Raw genomic sequence first — 15,115 nt, 5'->3', positions numbered from 1 at the left:
AAAAAGCTGTTTCAAATAGAAACAGCTCTTATTTTATTTTTCGTTAAGTACATCGCTTACATGATCAATCCATTGATAATCAGGAATTGTTTTGTCGATGTAATAATCCGGTTGAATCCCTTTTCCATCAATGGCCATCTCCGGAATACGGAAGCTTTTAGAGAGTGAATATCCAAGTTTAAATTCGTTACAGGGAGAAGCCACGAAATACATATTAGAGATATCCAAAACACCAGCTGTTGTAGTTCCAAAAAGTTTTACTTTTTTGCTTTGTCTGGCTGCCAGTAAAAATTCTTCTGCTGTACTGCCGTTTCCTTCATTAATGATAATTCCAACATTCTTTGGGTAAGGTGAAATTTTATCCATTTTTTTGATGTCTACCATATTTCCATCGTCTTTAAGGCTTACAAACTTACCAAGATGCTGGCTTAGTTTATCATATGACTTTTTTAGATACTCTCTGTCTTCCGCAGATATTCCATATTTTTGATAGTTCTCATACAGGTCCAGCATTCTCTGATTATTCAGTTTTGTAGAATAGAACTGTGTTCTGATACTTCGGATAGGATTGGTATAGAGATATGGGATAATTTTGGCAAAGCTGTTGTCACTTCCACCGCCATTATTTCTTATATCGATAATGAGGTTTTCTGTGCTTTCAATTTTAGATTGGTTGGCTGTAATGACACTGTCTATATCCTTTTTTAAAGCTCCATTGAAGGAAGGGATTCTTAAAAGCAGGGTAGTTTTATTAATCTGTTTTAGAAAAGGCATTTCTGCCTGTGCTGCCTCAAAATAAGTTTCAATACCTTCTTCTCTTTCAAATTTCGGGGAAACTCTTTTCAAGGTAAAGTCATTGATTTCAAGATAATTTTTCCCGATGAACCTGACATTGGTTATTTCCTGGCCGGATTTGTTTCTTAAGTAGAAAGTTCCTTTTGTTTTATCAGCGTTAAGAGTCAGTTTCAGATCATAAGGTTTCCAGTTTTCTGCTCCGGACTGGATAATAAAACCTTTATAAACATCTCCAAATTTTTTAATTCCTATTGTATAGGGATCTGTTGTCCAAATCCCTTCAATATCAGAATCTTTCTTAGATAAAACTTCCTTTTTAAACTTTTCAATATCTACTTTTACCGTTTCTGTTTTATTATTTATGGCTGCGACTGCTGGCTGAGGCTGGGTTTGCTGATTCTCTTTTTCGATCATTTTAATGGAAATATGACCGGATCTGAAGAATTTAAGCCATTCATAAATAGTCTGTGTGCATTCAGTATCTGATTTTGCATTTTTGATCTTAGTCAGAAAGTCATTGTTATGAGCCTGATAAGCCGGAAGTCCTTTTTTATCAATTAAGTATTGAAATCCTGCGTCATTTTCCTCGAACGTTTTTTTTACCCACTGATAATTGCTTTCACAAGTACAGGTCTGAGCAAAGCTAAAAGAAGAAGTGGATAAAAAAATTAAAAGGAGTGTCTTAATTTTGAGCATACATTGGTTTTTAGTTTGAAAACTGTAAATCTAACGATAAATCTCTTTTTTTATGATTTTAAAAGGGAATTTATTTAATAATACGATCTATTTTTACTGGATTCTCTGAACTTTTCAGCAATATAAAATTGAACGCTGCAGCAATATTGAACTTTCCGAAATCTCAGAAATTTGTATCATCATTAAAAAAGAATACAATGAGTAAAACAATTTTAATTACAGGTGCAGCAAGTGGATTCGGAAAGATTGCTGCTTTTGATCTTGCAAAAAAAGGACATAAGGTAATTGCTACTGCACAGGTCTATCCTCAGATGAGTGATTTAATCCGTGAAGCTAATGAACAGGGAATAGACCTTACGGTGGATAAACTGGATGTAACCAGCCAAAGAGATATTGATTATATCTTAAAAAAGTATGAAATAGATGTTTTAATCAGCAATGCCGGAATCATGGAAGGCGGCCCAATTGCTGAACAGCCGGTAGATATTATCCGTTCTATGTTTGATGTGAATGTATTTGGTGCATTGAATCTTGCACAGGGATTTATCAAAAAGTTTGTTGAAAAGAAAAATGGTAAGATTGTTTTCACTTCTTCCATGGGAGGTTTATGGACGGTTCCTTATGTAGCCGCTTATTGTGCATCAAAACATGCTTTGGAATCTATCGCTGAAGGGTTGAGAACTGAACTTGCTCCATTTAATATCAAAATTGCAACCTGCAATCCGGGTGTATTTGGAACAGGATTTAATGACAGAGGAGTAGATTCTATTTTCCATTGGTATGATCCGAAAGTTAACTTCACACCGGAATCCGCTTTTGAGGGAGCTGCAGAATCTTTAGCGCATCAGCTGGATCCACAGTCTATGGCAGAGGTGATTGTGAATGTTGCTTTAGATGATGAGAGTCATTTCAGAAATGTACATCCAAAAGAAACTGAAGATTTTGTAAAACAGCTTCAGGCAGATGCTTGGACCGCAAAAAGCTAATATCATGAAACTGAATTATAAAACAGCAGAAAAAGCACTGTACGCTGCGAAGGAAAAAGCATTATCTATGAATATTCCTGTAAGCATTGCTGTAGTAGATACCGGAGGACATCTTGTCGCACTGGCAAGACTGGACAGTGTGTACGGAGTGATTGATTTTGCCATTAAAAAAGCAAAAACAGCCGTCATGTTTGGAGTAAACAGTGATTTGATGGGTGGAATTATCTCAGAAACCGGTATTCACGGCTATGGAATGCTGAATTCAAATGAGGGGCTTCTGACTATTGCAGGCGGTATTATCCTTAAAAATGCAGATGGAGATATCATTGGGGCGATAGGCTCTTCAGGCGGAACTCCCGAGCAGGATAAACAAATTGCAGAAGCAGGTGCTCATGCTATTGCTTAAATTTCAGATATTTGTATCATGGAAAACACTTCTGAGATCATATTTGATAAACTGGTTTATTCATGTGCTTTTGAGTCTTACAGAGGTCATGAAGAGTTTATTCCGGACCATTTTCTGGGATTTCAGATCTCCGGAGAAACACATGCTTTTCATGAGCATGGTAAGACTGTGATCAAAGAAAATACAGTAGTTCTGGTCAGAAAAAATCAACTGATCAGGACTATTAAATATCCTTCAGCACATGAAAAGTATCAGTTTATCTCCATTACACTTGATGATGAAACGCTGAGACAATATGCCAATGAAAACAAAATCACTGTAAATAATAATTTCTCAGGGAATCAGCGGTTGTTTTTTGAGCCCGATGATTTTTTTAAAAGCTATTTTACATCTCTTATTCCTTACATTAATAAAACACAGGAGATCCCGCCAAAACTAGCTATGTTAAAGGTCAAAGAAGCCATAGAACTCCTTTTGTTGAGTAATCCTGATCTTAAAAATCTCCTTTTTGATTTTTCTGAGCCCTATAAGATTGATCTTGCAGAGTTTATGAACAAAAATTTTATGTTCAATGTCTCAGTAGATGCTTTTGCAAGACTTACAGGCCGTAGTTTATCAGGTTTTAAAAGGGACTTCAATAAGACATTTCAAATGACCCCGAAACAATGGCTGAAAGAAAAAAGGTTAAAGGAAGCCTATTATTTAATTAAAAACAGGGATAAAAAGCCTTCAGATATTTATCTTGATCTGGGTTTTGAGAATTTATCCCATTTTTATTCTTCTTTTAAAAAGAAATTTGGCGTAACGACTACAGAAGTTTAATGTAAATCAATAAAAAAACACAATTTTTACTATAAGAGTTACTTCATTGTTGGAAAAACGCAAAGACGCAAGATAACATCAAAAAGGTTGCTATAAGGCGCAAAGATTTTATCTTCGATAAAATTTGGTCCTGCATATTCTCTCTGAGTTGTAAGAATTTGATATCGCTATCGTTTTCTGCATCTTTGCATTTTCGACAATTTCTATTAAGGAATCATATTTTCAGCTCTTAACCTTTTAAAGACATCTGTAAAAGAATCTTCTGTGCTTACATAAGCTGTGAAGCCTAGTTTTCTGCTTTTTGACATATCACACATTACTTCCAGAGGTCTTCCCAGATCCAGATCGGTATGCCATGCTGATGACAGGCGGTCAAGATTTTTTTCTTTCAGCTTGTATTTTTCTGCAATTGCAGCCCAGATTTCGTGGTCGTTTTCCAGTTCTTTTTCAAGAGGTTTTATCGTACCATCGAAGCCTTCGGCTTCTATAGCAAACCAATCTGCCAATCTTTTCCATAACCATTTCCATCGGAAAACATCTCCATTGGCAATATTGAATGCCTGATTCTTTGCTGATTCTGTGGTAGAAGCCCAAACTAATTGTTGAGCTAAGACTCTTGCGTCTGTTACATCTGAAAGACCATTCCATTGTGCTTCAGATCCCGGCCAAATGAATTTTCGTCCCGTTTCCTTACAGATGCTGGCGTATACAGCTAGTGTTGTCCCTATATTCATCAGGTTTCCTACTGCATACCCAACAACGGTGTGAGGCCTGTGAATACTCCATGTAAAACCGTCTCTTTCGGAAGCTTTGTACACTTCATCTTCCTGGGCATAATAAAAGTTAGGAAGCGGAAGTCTTGGATGTTCTTCTCTGACAGGAGTTTCAGGTAAAACGCCTTCTTTAGCATAAGCTTCAAATGGTCCCAGGTAATGTTTAAGCCCTGTAACCAAAGCGACATGCTTCACTGATTTTTTAGAAGATAAAACAGTTAACAGATTTCTCACGAGCATACTGTTGACACGGATATTTTCCTCTTCGGTATCATTACGCATCCAGGTGGTAAAGTAAATATGAGTGGGAGAGATCCCTTCCAGGGCTTCATCAAGATTCTGTTCATTCATCAGGTCCGCTTTAATAGGGTAGAGACCTGGGATATTGGTGTTTGGATTTCTGGACAATCCGTATGTTGTCCAGCCTTGAGCGATTAATTCTTCTGCCAGGTTACTTCCTGTAATTCCGGTAGCACCTACTACCAATGCAATATTTTCCATAATTATTGTAAAATTTCTTGTACAAAATTATGGCTGGTAACAGGCTTTTATCCTTGATTTGGATCATGCATTTGGATTGATCTGGATCAAGTGTTATTCAGAGAATTTTTTTTACGGATCCGGCTTACGGTCTCAGGAGCAAGGCCAAGATATGAGGCAATAAGATTGTGGGGTACTCGTTTTATCATTTCCGGATTCTTCTGTGCCAGTTGAAGATATTTTTCTTCTGCAGTGTATCCATTGGAAACAATAAGCCTGTAATCTTTGGTAACGAGACTATTCTGATATAAAATTCTGAAATAACGATCCATTACAGGGATTTCCAACAGCATTTTTTCATAATTTTCCAATGTGATCATCAATACTTCTGTTTCTTCAACAGCATCAATATTAAGGACTGATTTTTCCTGATTGATAAAACTATTGAAATCTGAGATCCACCAGCCTTCAAAGGCAAACATATTGATGTGCTCATTTCCTTTTTCATCCGGGAAATAAGATTTCAGCAGCCCTTTGCTTACAAAAGATAAACATTTACAAATATCTCCTTCCTGAAGCAGATACTGTTTTTTACGAAGTTTTTTAAGGGTAAAGAAAGACTGAACCTGACTTTTCTGGTCGTCGGTAATATCAACTTTATTCTCAATATGGGAAAGAAGAACCTCAAACATCACATAAATATTTCACCAAAAATACCACTTTCAATGGCAACCGAAATTTTATTTTTCAAAATCATAAAGATTGATTCCTATTTTTTCATTTTTAATTTTTACAACTCTGGTATCCAGCGGATATATAATAAATTCTGCTGCTCCCTGGATTTTCGCCTCCAAAAGATGTCCCGCCAAAGCGGTATAATCTTCTCTTCCCAGCGTAATGTGAAGATGAAGGGTTAGTTTTCCTTCTATTTCAGAGACATTTCCGGAGATATTGGTGACTTCCATCTGTTCTTTAAAGGTCTTATCCACATATTTTTTGGTTGCAGGATTAAAAAAACGAAGTGTCGCTTCACTTACAGCTCCTATCCCTGAAACTTCTCCTGCCCGGATATTTTGATTCCGAACAAAATCAGTTAAAGTTTCTACAATATTAGAGTGATTATCAAGACTGATCACATATACTGAACCTGCTTTTCTTGCGGACCAATTATTTCCTTTATAATTTTGAACCTCCATAATACTAAGATTTAAAGGTAATGCATACAATAATTATGCTTTGGTCAAACTTTAGGTAAAAAATGTATTAACTCTCCTAACATTTTTGAATAGTAAGTCCCTAAAACCGGTAAAAAATCCCGAAATTTGCAGCAAATAAGAAGTAATGAAGATTGTAGATATAGAGAACTGGAACAGAAAAGAACATTTTGAATTTTTTTCTAACATGGCAAGCCCTTATTTTGGATTTACAACGGAGGTAGACTGTACAAAAGCCTATGATACTGCTAAAGAAAAAGGATATTCATTTTTTGCCTATTATTTTCACAAGTCTATGGCAGCAATCAATACCATTGATGAATTAAAACTAAGAATCATTGACGGGCAGGTGATACAGTTTGATACCGTGCATGCCGGCAGTACGATCGGAAGACCGGACGGTACTTTCGGATTTTCATTTACGCCTTTCTCAGAAGATTTTGAAACCTTTAATGCAGCGCTGCAGGAAGAAATAAAAGGAGTACATCAGACTTCAGGATTAAGATTAAGCAATGAAAGGCTGGGAAAAGACCACGTAAGACATACGACTATTCCATGGAATTCCTTCAGTGCTATATTGCATCCTACAGATTTTAATACCACAGAATCGGTTCCTAAAATTGCTTTTGGAAGATTCAATATCCGAGAGGGCAGAAAATATCTTCCGGTTTCTATTGAAGCACACCACGGATTGGCTGATGGTCTTCACCTTGCTAAATATATGGAAGAATTTCAAAAACAGCTTGATCAGTAGAGAAGGTTGTGGAATTCGAGGGAAATGAGAAACAGATCTTTCAACAATATTTTAAAAGCCGGACATATCCGGCTTTTACTTTTTAATAATGTATCTTTCGTTTTTCTATTTTCACAATTTGATCTTTTTCCATCTGCTTTATGGTCCGTATAACCGTTTCTACACATAATCCGGTGAGTGAAGCCATTTGCTGGCGGGTAAGAGGAATCTGGAAAGAATAAGGCGTTTTATCCTCATGATAACTTTTCAGGTAATCCATCAGCAGTTTCAGTTTAGCAACTGGACTCTGGAAAGAAAGATTATAAAACATGATGTATTTATAGTACATTCTTTCAGCAAGACATTCGTAAATACTGAGTGAAATTTCAGGATTACTTTTGATCAGGTCCAAAAAATTCTGCTTTGGCATTTTGTAAATGACGGAATCTTCTATCGCTACAGCATTCATGGGATAAGGCCGGTCAACAAACAATAGAGATTCTCCAAAGCTGTGACCATCTGAGAATATGTTCTGAATAAATTCTTTCCCGTCTTCTGTATAATTATTGAGTTTAATTTTCCCTTTTTCAATCTGGTAATAATGGGTTGGGAACTCTTTTTCATGGAAGATCATTTCGCCTGTATGAAAAGTTCTTGTTTCTGCCCCAAAAGAAATTAATAAACTTTCAGTAATCATGATTGTGATTTATTTATAAAATAAAGAAACACCGATTTTATTGATTTTTCTTGCTATGTGGTACCATTCACATACCACATATATTCATTTTTTTATGCGTGCTTAGGCTGAAAAACATTGACTGAGATCATAAAAAGTAAAGGCAATAAGACGTTACATTTACATCCTACTCAAAATTAAAGTGTAAATAAAGGGAAACTGGCTGATAAAAGCAGTTAAGATATTTTTGCTTAAAATATAACGTGGTATCTATGTGGTACACGGTTTTTATAAAATTTTAATCATTTTCTCTTTCTTTGCCAGTATAAAAATGAAATAAAATTCATAGGTCTGATTTTTTTAACATAATCATTCAATAAATACAAACTATATGCTATGAATTATTGCAATATATTAATGAAAACTAATGAAATTTTGAATACATAAAAATTATTTTGTTCCCGATATTAAATCAGCAAAAACACAGATTGAGCAGAGAAAACAAAGACTTTATAAAGATTCACAAAAGATGTGGTATCTGAAATGAGTAGAGATGAGAAAGTATTATGAAAAATAGAAAACCTGAACCCAACTTAGAGGATTTGAAGCAGAAAATTCTTGTACAAGACGAAATTATGGCCTTAGCTAAGGCAAATTCCCCGCGTCTGCTGAATAAATTCAGACTGGTTCATCCTGATTTTTTTAAAAAGTTATCCGCTATACAGCCTGCCCTTAAAAATTCTGAATTGATCTTTTGTATTTACCTTAAGCTCAATATGACCACGAAGGAAATTGCAACTTGTATTTTTGTGACACCTAAGGCGATACAAAACAGGAAAAACAGGATCAGAAAGAAACTCAATATTCCTTCTGAATTTGATATTTATAAATGGTTTAATGAAATTTAAACCATTTTTTATTTAATTTCTATTACATTTCTTTCCAGATCGTGATAAAGAAGAACTTTCCAACAGTTTTCCTTTGCCTCTTTTTCCCATTTAAGTCTCAATTCCATTGCTTTTCTGCCATCGAAATCACTTTTATAGGCCACGTGGTATTTTAAATAAGAGGCCTGTGGAAGATCATCAGCCCCATAGAAAGCTGTTTCCCCATTTTCCCTGATCCAGAAAACCTGCATAAAAGGAGTATGTCCGCCCACTACTTCATAGGAAATCTCATCTGTAATCTGTCCCTGATCATCATCCATCCAAGTAATATTAGGCAGTTGAATCAGCTGTTCCAGAATAGTAAAATCAAAAGAAGGGTTGCCTTTCTTTTCCATCGCAAAATCAAGTTCACGTTTCTGGATATAAATCTGAGCATTCGGAAAAGTGGCTTCAAAGCCATTATCCGTAAGAGTTACTGCGCCTTCAATATGATCTTTGTGAAGATGGGATAGCAATAACTTCGTGATTTGATCAGGATGAATATTTTCTCTTTTCAGAATTTCCGAAACAACAGTTTCCCTGGACTCATTTTTCCAGCCAATTCCAGCATCCAAAAGGATATAATCATTATCAGTGATGATAAGAAAAGGCTGTACAGACATCTTGATTCCTCCAATTGTATCAAAATTTTCTTCTGTTAAAAGGGTGAAGTCTTTGGTTTTGCTTGCTGAGAAATTACCTTCTTTGAGCGGAATGATTTTCATGATGCAAATTTCTTTAATATTTCTAACATTCAAAAGGTTTTCCATCGATATATATCATCAATAAAAACAATGATACGGACAGCGTGTTGAAATCATTCTACTTACCGCAGAATCCTATACTATTCATAGAAATGTAAAGATATGGGACGAATAATTTCTTTTTTTAATGATTATCTTTGAACTCTTAAAAATCTGACGGACCATTTATGATCCCTGTCAATCACTTTTCAATTCAAATAAAAACTTATACGTAATGCAGGAGAGTTCTTCCCACGGTATTTCCCGGACTGTTATCTGGCTTATGGCCGTTATTTCCGGACTGGTCGTCGCCAATAATTATTATAATCAGCCTTTACTGGCACTTATTTCAGAAGAACTGCAGGTTTCCGAGAGCGCAGCCAGTAAGATTTCTGTACTTACTCAGATCGGTTATGCATTAGGATTATTGCTGATTGTTCCTCTGGGTGATAAATTTTTTCGTAAGAAATTAATTCTAATAGATCTGTTTCTCGTTTTTGGATCTCTTTTATGGATGACTTTTGCCACCCAGCTGTGGATGTTGTATGCTGCCAGTCTATTGATTGGAGCTACATCGGTTATTCCGCAATTGTTTGTTCCTATTGCCGCAGAACTTTCTTCAGATAAGGAAAAATCGGCTAATATAGGGTTGGTAATGTCCGGATTGTTGCTGGGAATTCTTCTTTCCCGTTTTATAGGAGGAATAGTAGGTGAAGTCTGGGGCTGGAGAGCCATGTTTGGTATTGCGGCAGGGCTCATGATTCTGGTCTGGTTGGCGGTATATAAAATGCTTCCTGAATTGTCTCCTAACTTTAAAGGAACTTACAAAGAACTGATGCGTTCTGTAGCGCAACTAGCAAGAACACAACCGGTTCTTCAGCTGGCGTCTTTCCGCGGAGCAATGGCATTCGGGTCTATGTGTGCACTGTTTACAACTTTGGTTTTTCACATGGAGAAACCTCCTTTTAATGCCGGATCATCTGTAGTAGGGAGTTTTGGGTTAGCAGGAGCTGTAGGAGCTTTGGCAGCTGCAAAAGTGGGGAAACTTCAAAAATACCTGGATATTAACCGCATTATATTATACTCTTTACTGATCGTTATAGGAAGCTGGGGCTTTACTTATTTCGCCGGAGAAACCTATTGGGGACTTATTGTAGGCGTTATTCTTGTAGATCTTGGAGTACAGTCAAGCCATATTATGAACCAGACTAATTATTTCTTGATCAAATCAAATGCTGTAAACAGACTGAATACAGTGTATATGGTATCTTATTTCATCGGGGGATCATTAGGAACATGGCTGGCTTCCGTTGCATGGCAGGAGGCTCAATGGAGTGGAGTATGTTTTGTAGGAACTGTATTTGGTGTTTTGGCACTTATTGCACACGTTCTTTTTTGCAAAAAAGTAAATAAAGCAAACGCAAAGTTGTAAATTTTTATATTTCTGATGTTTTTAAGGAGCTGGATTTTATCAAAGATAAAATCCAGCTCCTTTTATTTTTAAATCTATTCAATTTCAAAATCTGGGGAATCTCTTACCCTTCAATTTCTTCCTGTGCCTGCATCATTTCCCTATGTTTTCCTCCCCATTCGTCAAGCTGTTTCCATATAGGGATCAGTTCCCGGGCAATATCTGTAAGTTCATAATCTACTCTTGGAGGAACTTCTGCATGAACAGTCCTTTTTACTAAGCTTTCTTTTTCCAATTCTCTCAACTGTAGGGTAAGCATTCTTTCTGTTATTCCTGAAATAGAGTTTCTAAGTTCGCTGAAACGTAATTTTCCGTCTTTTAGTTTGTTTAAAATAATCAGTTTCCATCGGCCTCCAATTTTACATACAGCATAGCTCAGATCACATCCTTGTATGTACTTTCTGTTGATATTATTCGTTGAATTTTCTTTTAGCTTTCCCATTACTTACAAATTTGTTAGTACCATACATTTAGCTGTATACAGTGCAAATGTAAGGTTTGAGATTTAATTTTACACACAGAAAGCAGAAAATATGCAGCAGTAAGGAACCATAGCGCTTACGTTCCCTGCAAAACAATAGTAACTTAAATCAAAATAAAAATGCAGTTAACCTCTAATATAATACAGATTTTAAATCACTTAGAAAAAATACAACCCTTCAATCCACAGAGTTCCTTAGACGGAGCCCGTAAATATCTTGAAACAATGTCCCTTCAGCTTAGCGGTAAAAAAGAATCCGTTGCAATGATTGAAGAATTGGAGATTCAACGGGAAAAGCATCAGATTCCTATTCGGATTTATCGTCCTAATGGAAAGAATGTTCAGAATTCATCGGCTATTATTTATATTCATGGAGGATGGTTTATCGCTGGAGGATATGAAACCTATGATGCTGTAGTCCGTAAACTGGCTAATAAAACAGGATCTGTAGTTATTTTTATAGATTATCGTCTTGCACCGGAATATCCTTTTCCGGCAGGTTTAAACGATTCTCTTAACGGCATAAAATGGGTCATAGCAAATGCAGAATCTTTAGGAATTGATCCAGATAAAATAGGAATTATAGGAGATAGCGCTGGCGGAGCACTGGCTACGGCTGTGTCTACCCAAATAGGAAAACAGCTGAAGTTTCAGGTATTAATCTATCCTGCGGCTGATAATCAGCTTAATTCAAAATCATGGGAAACCTACGAAAACGGGCCTGTTCTTAATAAGCAAGGCGGTATTGAAGCATGGGAAGGGTATCTTCCAAAAGATGAAAAAGATAATCCTTTGGCGATTCCTGTCTTAATAAAAGATTTTAAAGAAACTCCACCCACTTTAGTGATTCTTGCAGAGCATGATCCCTTGCTTGATGACGGAAAACAGCTTTCTGAAAATATGAAAAATGCAGGTGTTACACTTACAACAAGTCTTTATAAAGATATGGTTCACGGATTTATGCATATGGGAGAAATTCTGGAAGAGGTACAGTCCGCAGTAGGTGAAATGGCTGCTTTTGCTCATCAAAATCTAAATTCTGCCATAGAAAAAGAATAATGAAAAAATATGCATACATCGGATGTCTGGGGTTTATAGCCGTTATTACAACAGAATTTGGAGTCATAGGAATTCTCCCGCAAGTTGCAGAACATTATAAAATCAGCATAGATAAAGCAGGGTATCTGTTGAGTGCTTTTGCATTAATTATTGCTCTTACAGGACCTTTTATGACCTTATTTACTTCAGGTTTTGATCGTAAAAAGATAATGCTTGCGGCCATTTTCATGTTTCTGATTACAGGATTTGTGTCTTCTTTTTCACCTCCTTTCTGGCTGTTGATGCTGGTTAGGATTTTGCCGGCATTTTTGCAGCCTGTGTATATTGCAACAGCCTTATCTGTGGCAGTCTCCCAGGCAGATGATCGAAAAAAGAATGAGCTGATGGGAATTGTGTTTAATGGAGTAGCCATTGCTATGGTCACAACAGTTCCTTTTGCAACATGGATTGCAGGGCTCTGGTCCTGGGAATATTCATTTATGATACAGACTGCAGTAAGTTTGATTGCTTTAGTTGTCATTTATTTTGTTCTTCCTTCAATGCCTGTAAAAGAAAAGAAATCTTATGGAAACCAGGTCAGAATCCTGAAGCAGCCTCCATTTATTCTGAGTACTCTGACTAACTTTTTCATGATTACGGCATGGTTTTCTACCTACAGCTATTTTGCAGATTATTTGAATAAAGCCAAAGGAATGGATACATCAATGATAAGCTATATGCTGCTCTTGTTTGGATTTATAGGAGTTGCAGCCAATGGAGTAGCCGGAAAAATGCTTAATAAAAATGTGGCTGGTACTACAGCTATTTTTCTTTCAGGAACTGTTTTCGTACCTGTACTTTTATATTTTTCTGATGGAAATTTATTCGCAACGATTGCAGTCATTGGAATCTGGGGATTTTTGTATTCCCCAAGCTTTTTAAATGCATCCACTTATATGATTTCCTCAGCACCGGACTCACTGGAATTTGCCAACAGTCTTGCTACCTCATTCGGAAACCTGGGAGTAACGGTTGGAACTACAATCGGAGGATGGGTGATCGTTACAAAAGGAGTAGAGTATATCCCGTGGATAGGTCTTGTTTTCGGGCTTCTTGCATTTCTGATGATGATCTTAAAAGTAATAGTAGAGAAGCGCAGCCAGGTACTTTCCACTTGTCAGAATTAAACTGTAACAATTTTTGTTACATTGAATAAATTGTAGTAACTTTGTACTATTAATTTGAAACTTGTTTAAATTTTTATTTTTGAAACATTAATATTGATTAAGTTGTTGAGAATATTAAGATAAGCTTCGCTTTAGGCTTAAAAATCAGAATGATTCATCTTAACTATACTTTATTTCTTAAATCAATTCTTAATGGTTTTAATATATATAGAATATTTTTTAAGTTTAAACAGTTTCTTGATTTAAAATAAATACAATGAAAATAGAAATCTGGTCGGACGTAATGTGTCCGTTTTGCTATATCGGAAAAAATAATTTTGAACAGGCTTTGAGCAAGCTGCCTTTCAAAGAGGAAGTAGAAGTGGAGTGGAAGAGTTTTCAGCTGGACCCAACTTTAGATCCCAATAAAACTCAGGATACCATTCAGTATTTTAGAGAAAAGAAAGGAGTCGGGGAAGCTCAGGCAACACAAATGCTGGGTCAGGTTACTCAGATGGGAAAAGGTGCAGGAATTGATTTTGATTTTGGAAAAACTTTGATCACCAATACTTTCAGTGCCCATAAATTGCTTCATTTAGCTAAAAAGAACAATAAATCCAATGAAATGGAAGAGGCATTGTTTATCGCTCATTTTATTGACGGTAAAAATGTAGGAGATACAGAAGTTTTGGTAACTCTTGCTGAAAACTTAGGGATTGACAAAGAGGAAGCAAGACAAGCCGTTACTACGGATCAACTGGATTATGAAGTAAACCAGGATATTCTTGAAGCAAGAAATAATGGTGTTTCCGGAGTTCCTTTCTTTGTGCTAAATGGTAAATATGCTCTTTCCGGGGCTCAGCCTGTAGAGACGTTTGAAAATGCACTTCAGCAGACTTACAAAGAAACTGTAAGTCCGTTTAAGGATCTTTCCGGTGGCAGTGGAGCTTCCTGTGATGCTGACGGATGTAGTATTTAAGATAATAGAACCCCAAAACAAATCAATTGTTTTGGGGTTTTAATTTAATATATTAGAAGAAACTCTTGTATCTTTGTCATACAGTACCAACAGCTGTATAAATCTGATTTCTCAATGATAAAAATTAACAACGAAACTCACTATTCAATTGACGATACCCTTTTTGTTTTTGCATTAGATTCTGAAGCAGGAACTGTATTTGATGATAAAAATAAATTAATTACAGGCATCGGAAAGGTAAATGCAGCGATAGAATTAACTAAAGAAATTCACACAAGAAAACCTAAACTGATTGTGAACCTAGGTTCTGCAGGAAGCAAAGGATTTCACAAAGGAGAAGTGGTATGCTGTACAAAGTTCATCCAGAGAGATATGGATGTGAGAGGACTTGGATTTAAACTCTATGAAACCCCGCTTTCCGGAGTACCACCTGTATTGGAATATGGCCTTAAAATGGATGTTTTGCAAGAAGGAATCTGTGGTAGCGGCGACAGTTTTGAAATGAATCATTCTGAAACAGACTACAATATTGTAGACATGGAAGCTTATCCACTGGCATTGATTGCCCAGCAGGAAAACATTCCGTTTCTATGTCTGAAATATATTTCTGACGATGCAGGAAGTGATGCTGCAGACGATTGGAGCGTACAGGTGCACCTGGCCTCTGAAGCATTTAAAAAAATACTGTTTTCATAAACACTATCATCCTGAACAAAGCTTCAGGATTTTG

At 36.2% G+C, this 15,115-nt stretch carries 17 protein-coding genes; 10 read left to right on the top strand and 7 right to left on the bottom strand.

The features are described from left to right. Nucleotides 1-33: 33 nt before the first annotated feature. Nucleotides 34-1,491, bottom strand: a complete 1,458-nt coding sequence (locus tag GFU89_RS03675; protein ID WP_318845858.1) for a S41 family peptidase — start codon at nt 1,489-1,491, stop codon at nt 34-36. Nucleotides 1,492-1,688: 197 nt separating this feature from the next. On the opposite strand from GFU89_RS03675, the gene GFU89_RS03670 reads away from it, so the two are divergent. Genes GFU89_RS03670 through GFU89_RS03660 form a run of 3 tightly spaced genes read left to right on the top strand, consistent with a single transcriptional unit; the run spans nt 1,689 to nt 3,705 of the window. Then, a complete protein-coding gene (locus tag GFU89_RS03670) occupies nt 1,689-2,477 on the top strand; it encodes an SDR family oxidoreductase (RefSeq protein ID WP_318845857.1) in 789 nt (262 codons plus the stop codon). Nucleotides 2,478-2,481: 4 nt separating this feature from the next. Next, on the top strand, nt 2,482-2,883 hold the full coding sequence (locus GFU89_RS03665; protein ID WP_318845856.1) for a heme-binding protein: 402 nt from the start codon (nt 2,482-2,484) through the stop codon (nt 2,881-2,883). A gap of 18 nt (nt 2,884-2,901) precedes the next feature. Continuing rightward, complete coding sequence (locus GFU89_RS03660; protein WP_318845855.1) at nt 2,902-3,705, top strand: AraC family transcriptional regulator; 804 nt, start codon at nt 2,902-2,904, stop codon at nt 3,703-3,705. Nucleotides 3,706-3,911: 206 nt separating this feature from the next. Here GFU89_RS03660 and GFU89_RS03655 read toward each other — a convergent pair whose 3' ends face one another. The 3 genes from GFU89_RS03655 to GFU89_RS03645 all read right to left on the bottom strand — a co-directional run bounded on the left by GFU89_RS03655 (nt 3,912) and on the right by GFU89_RS03645 (nt 6,154). Continuing rightward, entirely contained in the window at nt 3,912-4,979 is a 1,068-nt protein-coding gene (locus GFU89_RS03655) for an SDR family oxidoreductase (RefSeq protein ID WP_318845854.1), read from the bottom strand. 86 nt (nt 4,980-5,065) lie between these two features. Beyond that, complete coding sequence (locus GFU89_RS03650) at nt 5,066-5,650, bottom strand: Crp/Fnr family transcriptional regulator (protein ID WP_318845853.1); 585 nt, start codon at nt 5,648-5,650, stop codon at nt 5,066-5,068. A gap of 48 nt (nt 5,651-5,698) precedes the next feature. Beyond that, the gene (locus GFU89_RS03645; protein WP_318845852.1) at nt 5,699-6,154 is read right to left on the bottom strand and encodes a PPC domain-containing DNA-binding protein; all 456 of its coding nucleotides are present in this window, start codon (nt 6,152-6,154) and stop codon (nt 5,699-5,701) included. 145 nt (nt 6,155-6,299) lie between these two features. Between GFU89_RS03645 and GFU89_RS03640 the strand changes: the two genes are divergently transcribed. Next, nucleotides 6,300-6,926, top strand: coding sequence for a chloramphenicol acetyltransferase (locus GFU89_RS03640; protein WP_318845851.1), 627 nt, complete (start codon nt 6,300-6,302; stop codon nt 6,924-6,926). An 82-nt stretch (nt 6,927-7,008) separates the two neighbouring features. Here the strand turns inward: GFU89_RS03640 and GFU89_RS03635 are convergent, their stop codons facing one another. Further along, nucleotides 7,009-7,602 (bottom strand): Crp/Fnr family transcriptional regulator, encoded by a 594-nt coding sequence (locus GFU89_RS03635; RefSeq protein ID WP_318845850.1) that lies wholly within the window; start codon nt 7,600-7,602, stop codon nt 7,009-7,011. Between the two features lie 545 nt (nt 7,603-8,147). Between GFU89_RS03635 and GFU89_RS03630 the strand changes: the two genes are divergently transcribed. Beyond that, complete coding sequence (locus GFU89_RS03630) at nt 8,148-8,489, top strand: helix-turn-helix transcriptional regulator (RefSeq protein ID WP_223600592.1); 342 nt, start codon at nt 8,148-8,150, stop codon at nt 8,487-8,489. An 8-nt stretch (nt 8,490-8,497) separates the two neighbouring features. Here GFU89_RS03630 and GFU89_RS03625 read toward each other — a convergent pair whose 3' ends face one another. After that, complete coding sequence (locus tag GFU89_RS03625) at nt 8,498-9,232, bottom strand: MBL fold metallo-hydrolase (protein ID WP_318845849.1); 735 nt, start codon at nt 9,230-9,232, stop codon at nt 8,498-8,500. A gap of 253 nt (nt 9,233-9,485) precedes the next feature. Between GFU89_RS03625 and GFU89_RS03620 the strand changes: the two genes are divergently transcribed. Further along, the gene (locus tag GFU89_RS03620) at nt 9,486-10,682 is read left to right on the top strand and encodes an MFS transporter (RefSeq protein WP_318845848.1); all 1,197 of its coding nucleotides are present in this window, start codon (nt 9,486-9,488) and stop codon (nt 10,680-10,682) included. A 103-nt stretch (nt 10,683-10,785) separates the two neighbouring features. On the opposite strand, the gene GFU89_RS03615 is transcribed toward GFU89_RS03620, so the two are convergent. Further along, on the bottom strand, nt 10,786-11,163 hold the full coding sequence (locus GFU89_RS03615) for a helix-turn-helix domain-containing protein (protein WP_318845847.1): 378 nt from the start codon (nt 11,161-11,163) through the stop codon (nt 10,786-10,788). A gap of 159 nt (nt 11,164-11,322) precedes the next feature. Between GFU89_RS03615 and GFU89_RS03610 the strand changes: the two genes are divergently transcribed. The 4 genes from GFU89_RS03610 to GFU89_RS03595 all read left to right on the top strand — a co-directional run bounded on the left by GFU89_RS03610 (nt 11,323) and on the right by GFU89_RS03595 (nt 15,081). Next, entirely contained in the window at nt 11,323-12,261 is a 939-nt protein-coding gene (locus GFU89_RS03610) for an alpha/beta hydrolase (protein ID WP_318845846.1), read from the top strand. Next, nucleotides 12,261-13,427 (top strand): MFS transporter, encoded by a 1,167-nt coding sequence (locus GFU89_RS03605; protein ID WP_318845845.1) that lies wholly within the window; start codon nt 12,261-12,263, stop codon nt 13,425-13,427. The genes GFU89_RS03610 and GFU89_RS03605 overlap by 1 nt, the downstream gene beginning before the upstream one ends. Nucleotides 13,428-13,683: 256 nt before the next feature. Continuing rightward, entirely contained in the window at nt 13,684-14,385 is a 702-nt protein-coding gene (locus GFU89_RS03600; RefSeq protein ID WP_318845844.1) for a DsbA family oxidoreductase, read from the top strand. A 114-nt stretch (nt 14,386-14,499) separates the two neighbouring features. Continuing rightward, entirely contained in the window at nt 14,500-15,081 is a 582-nt protein-coding gene (locus GFU89_RS03595) for a nucleosidase (RefSeq protein WP_318845843.1), read from the top strand. Nucleotides 15,082-15,115 lie beyond the last annotated feature (34 nt).

This window comes from Chryseobacterium sp. JV558, assembly GCF_033712365.1.
Lineage (GTDB): Bacteria > Bacteroidota > Bacteroidia > Flavobacteriales > Weeksellaceae > Chryseobacterium.
Note: the sequence above shows the minus strand (reverse complement) of the source record. Positions and strands in the feature narration are given on the sequence as shown.

Coding starts and splice junctions, on each gene's coding strand:
- GFU89_RS03675 (WP_318845858.1), bottom strand. CDS start 1,491: ATGCTCAAAATTAAGACACTCCTTTTAATTTTTTTATCCACTTCTTCT.
- GFU89_RS03670 (WP_318845857.1), top strand. CDS start 1,689: ATGAGTAAAACAATTTTAATTACAGGTGCAGCAAGTGGATTCGGAAAG.
- GFU89_RS03665 (WP_318845856.1), top strand. CDS start 2,482: ATGAAACTGAATTATAAAACAGCAGAAAAAGCACTGTACGCTGCGAAG.
- GFU89_RS03660 (WP_318845855.1), top strand. CDS start 2,902: ATGGAAAACACTTCTGAGATCATATTTGATAAACTGGTTTATTCATGT.
- GFU89_RS03655 (WP_318845854.1), bottom strand. CDS start 4,979: ATGGAAAATATTGCATTGGTAGTAGGTGCTACCGGAATTACAGGAAGT.
- GFU89_RS03650 (WP_318845853.1), bottom strand. CDS start 5,650: ATGTTTGAGGTTCTTCTTTCCCATATTGAGAATAAAGTTGATATTACC.
- GFU89_RS03645 (WP_318845852.1), bottom strand. CDS start 6,154: ATGGAGGTTCAAAATTATAAAGGAAATAATTGGTCCGCAAGAAAAGCA.
- GFU89_RS03640 (WP_318845851.1), top strand. CDS start 6,300: ATGAAGATTGTAGATATAGAGAACTGGAACAGAAAAGAACATTTTGAA.
- GFU89_RS03635 (WP_318845850.1), bottom strand. CDS start 7,602: ATGATTACTGAAAGTTTATTAATTTCTTTTGGGGCAGAAACAAGAACT.
- GFU89_RS03630 (WP_223600592.1), top strand. CDS start 8,148: ATGAAAAATAGAAAACCTGAACCCAACTTAGAGGATTTGAAGCAGAAA.
- GFU89_RS03625 (WP_318845849.1), bottom strand. CDS start 9,232: ATGAAAATCATTCCGCTCAAAGAAGGTAATTTCTCAGCAAGCAAAACC.
- GFU89_RS03620 (WP_318845848.1), top strand. CDS start 9,486: ATGCAGGAGAGTTCTTCCCACGGTATTTCCCGGACTGTTATCTGGCTT.
- GFU89_RS03615 (WP_318845847.1), bottom strand. CDS start 11,163: ATGGGAAAGCTAAAAGAAAATTCAACGAATAATATCAACAGAAAGTAC.
- GFU89_RS03610 (WP_318845846.1), top strand. CDS start 11,323: ATGCAGTTAACCTCTAATATAATACAGATTTTAAATCACTTAGAAAAA.
- GFU89_RS03605 (WP_318845845.1), top strand. CDS start 12,261: ATGAAAAAATATGCATACATCGGATGTCTGGGGTTTATAGCCGTTATT.
- GFU89_RS03600 (WP_318845844.1), top strand. CDS start 13,684: ATGAAAATAGAAATCTGGTCGGACGTAATGTGTCCGTTTTGCTATATC.
- GFU89_RS03595 (WP_318845843.1), top strand. CDS start 14,500: ATGATAAAAATTAACAACGAAACTCACTATTCAATTGACGATACCCTT.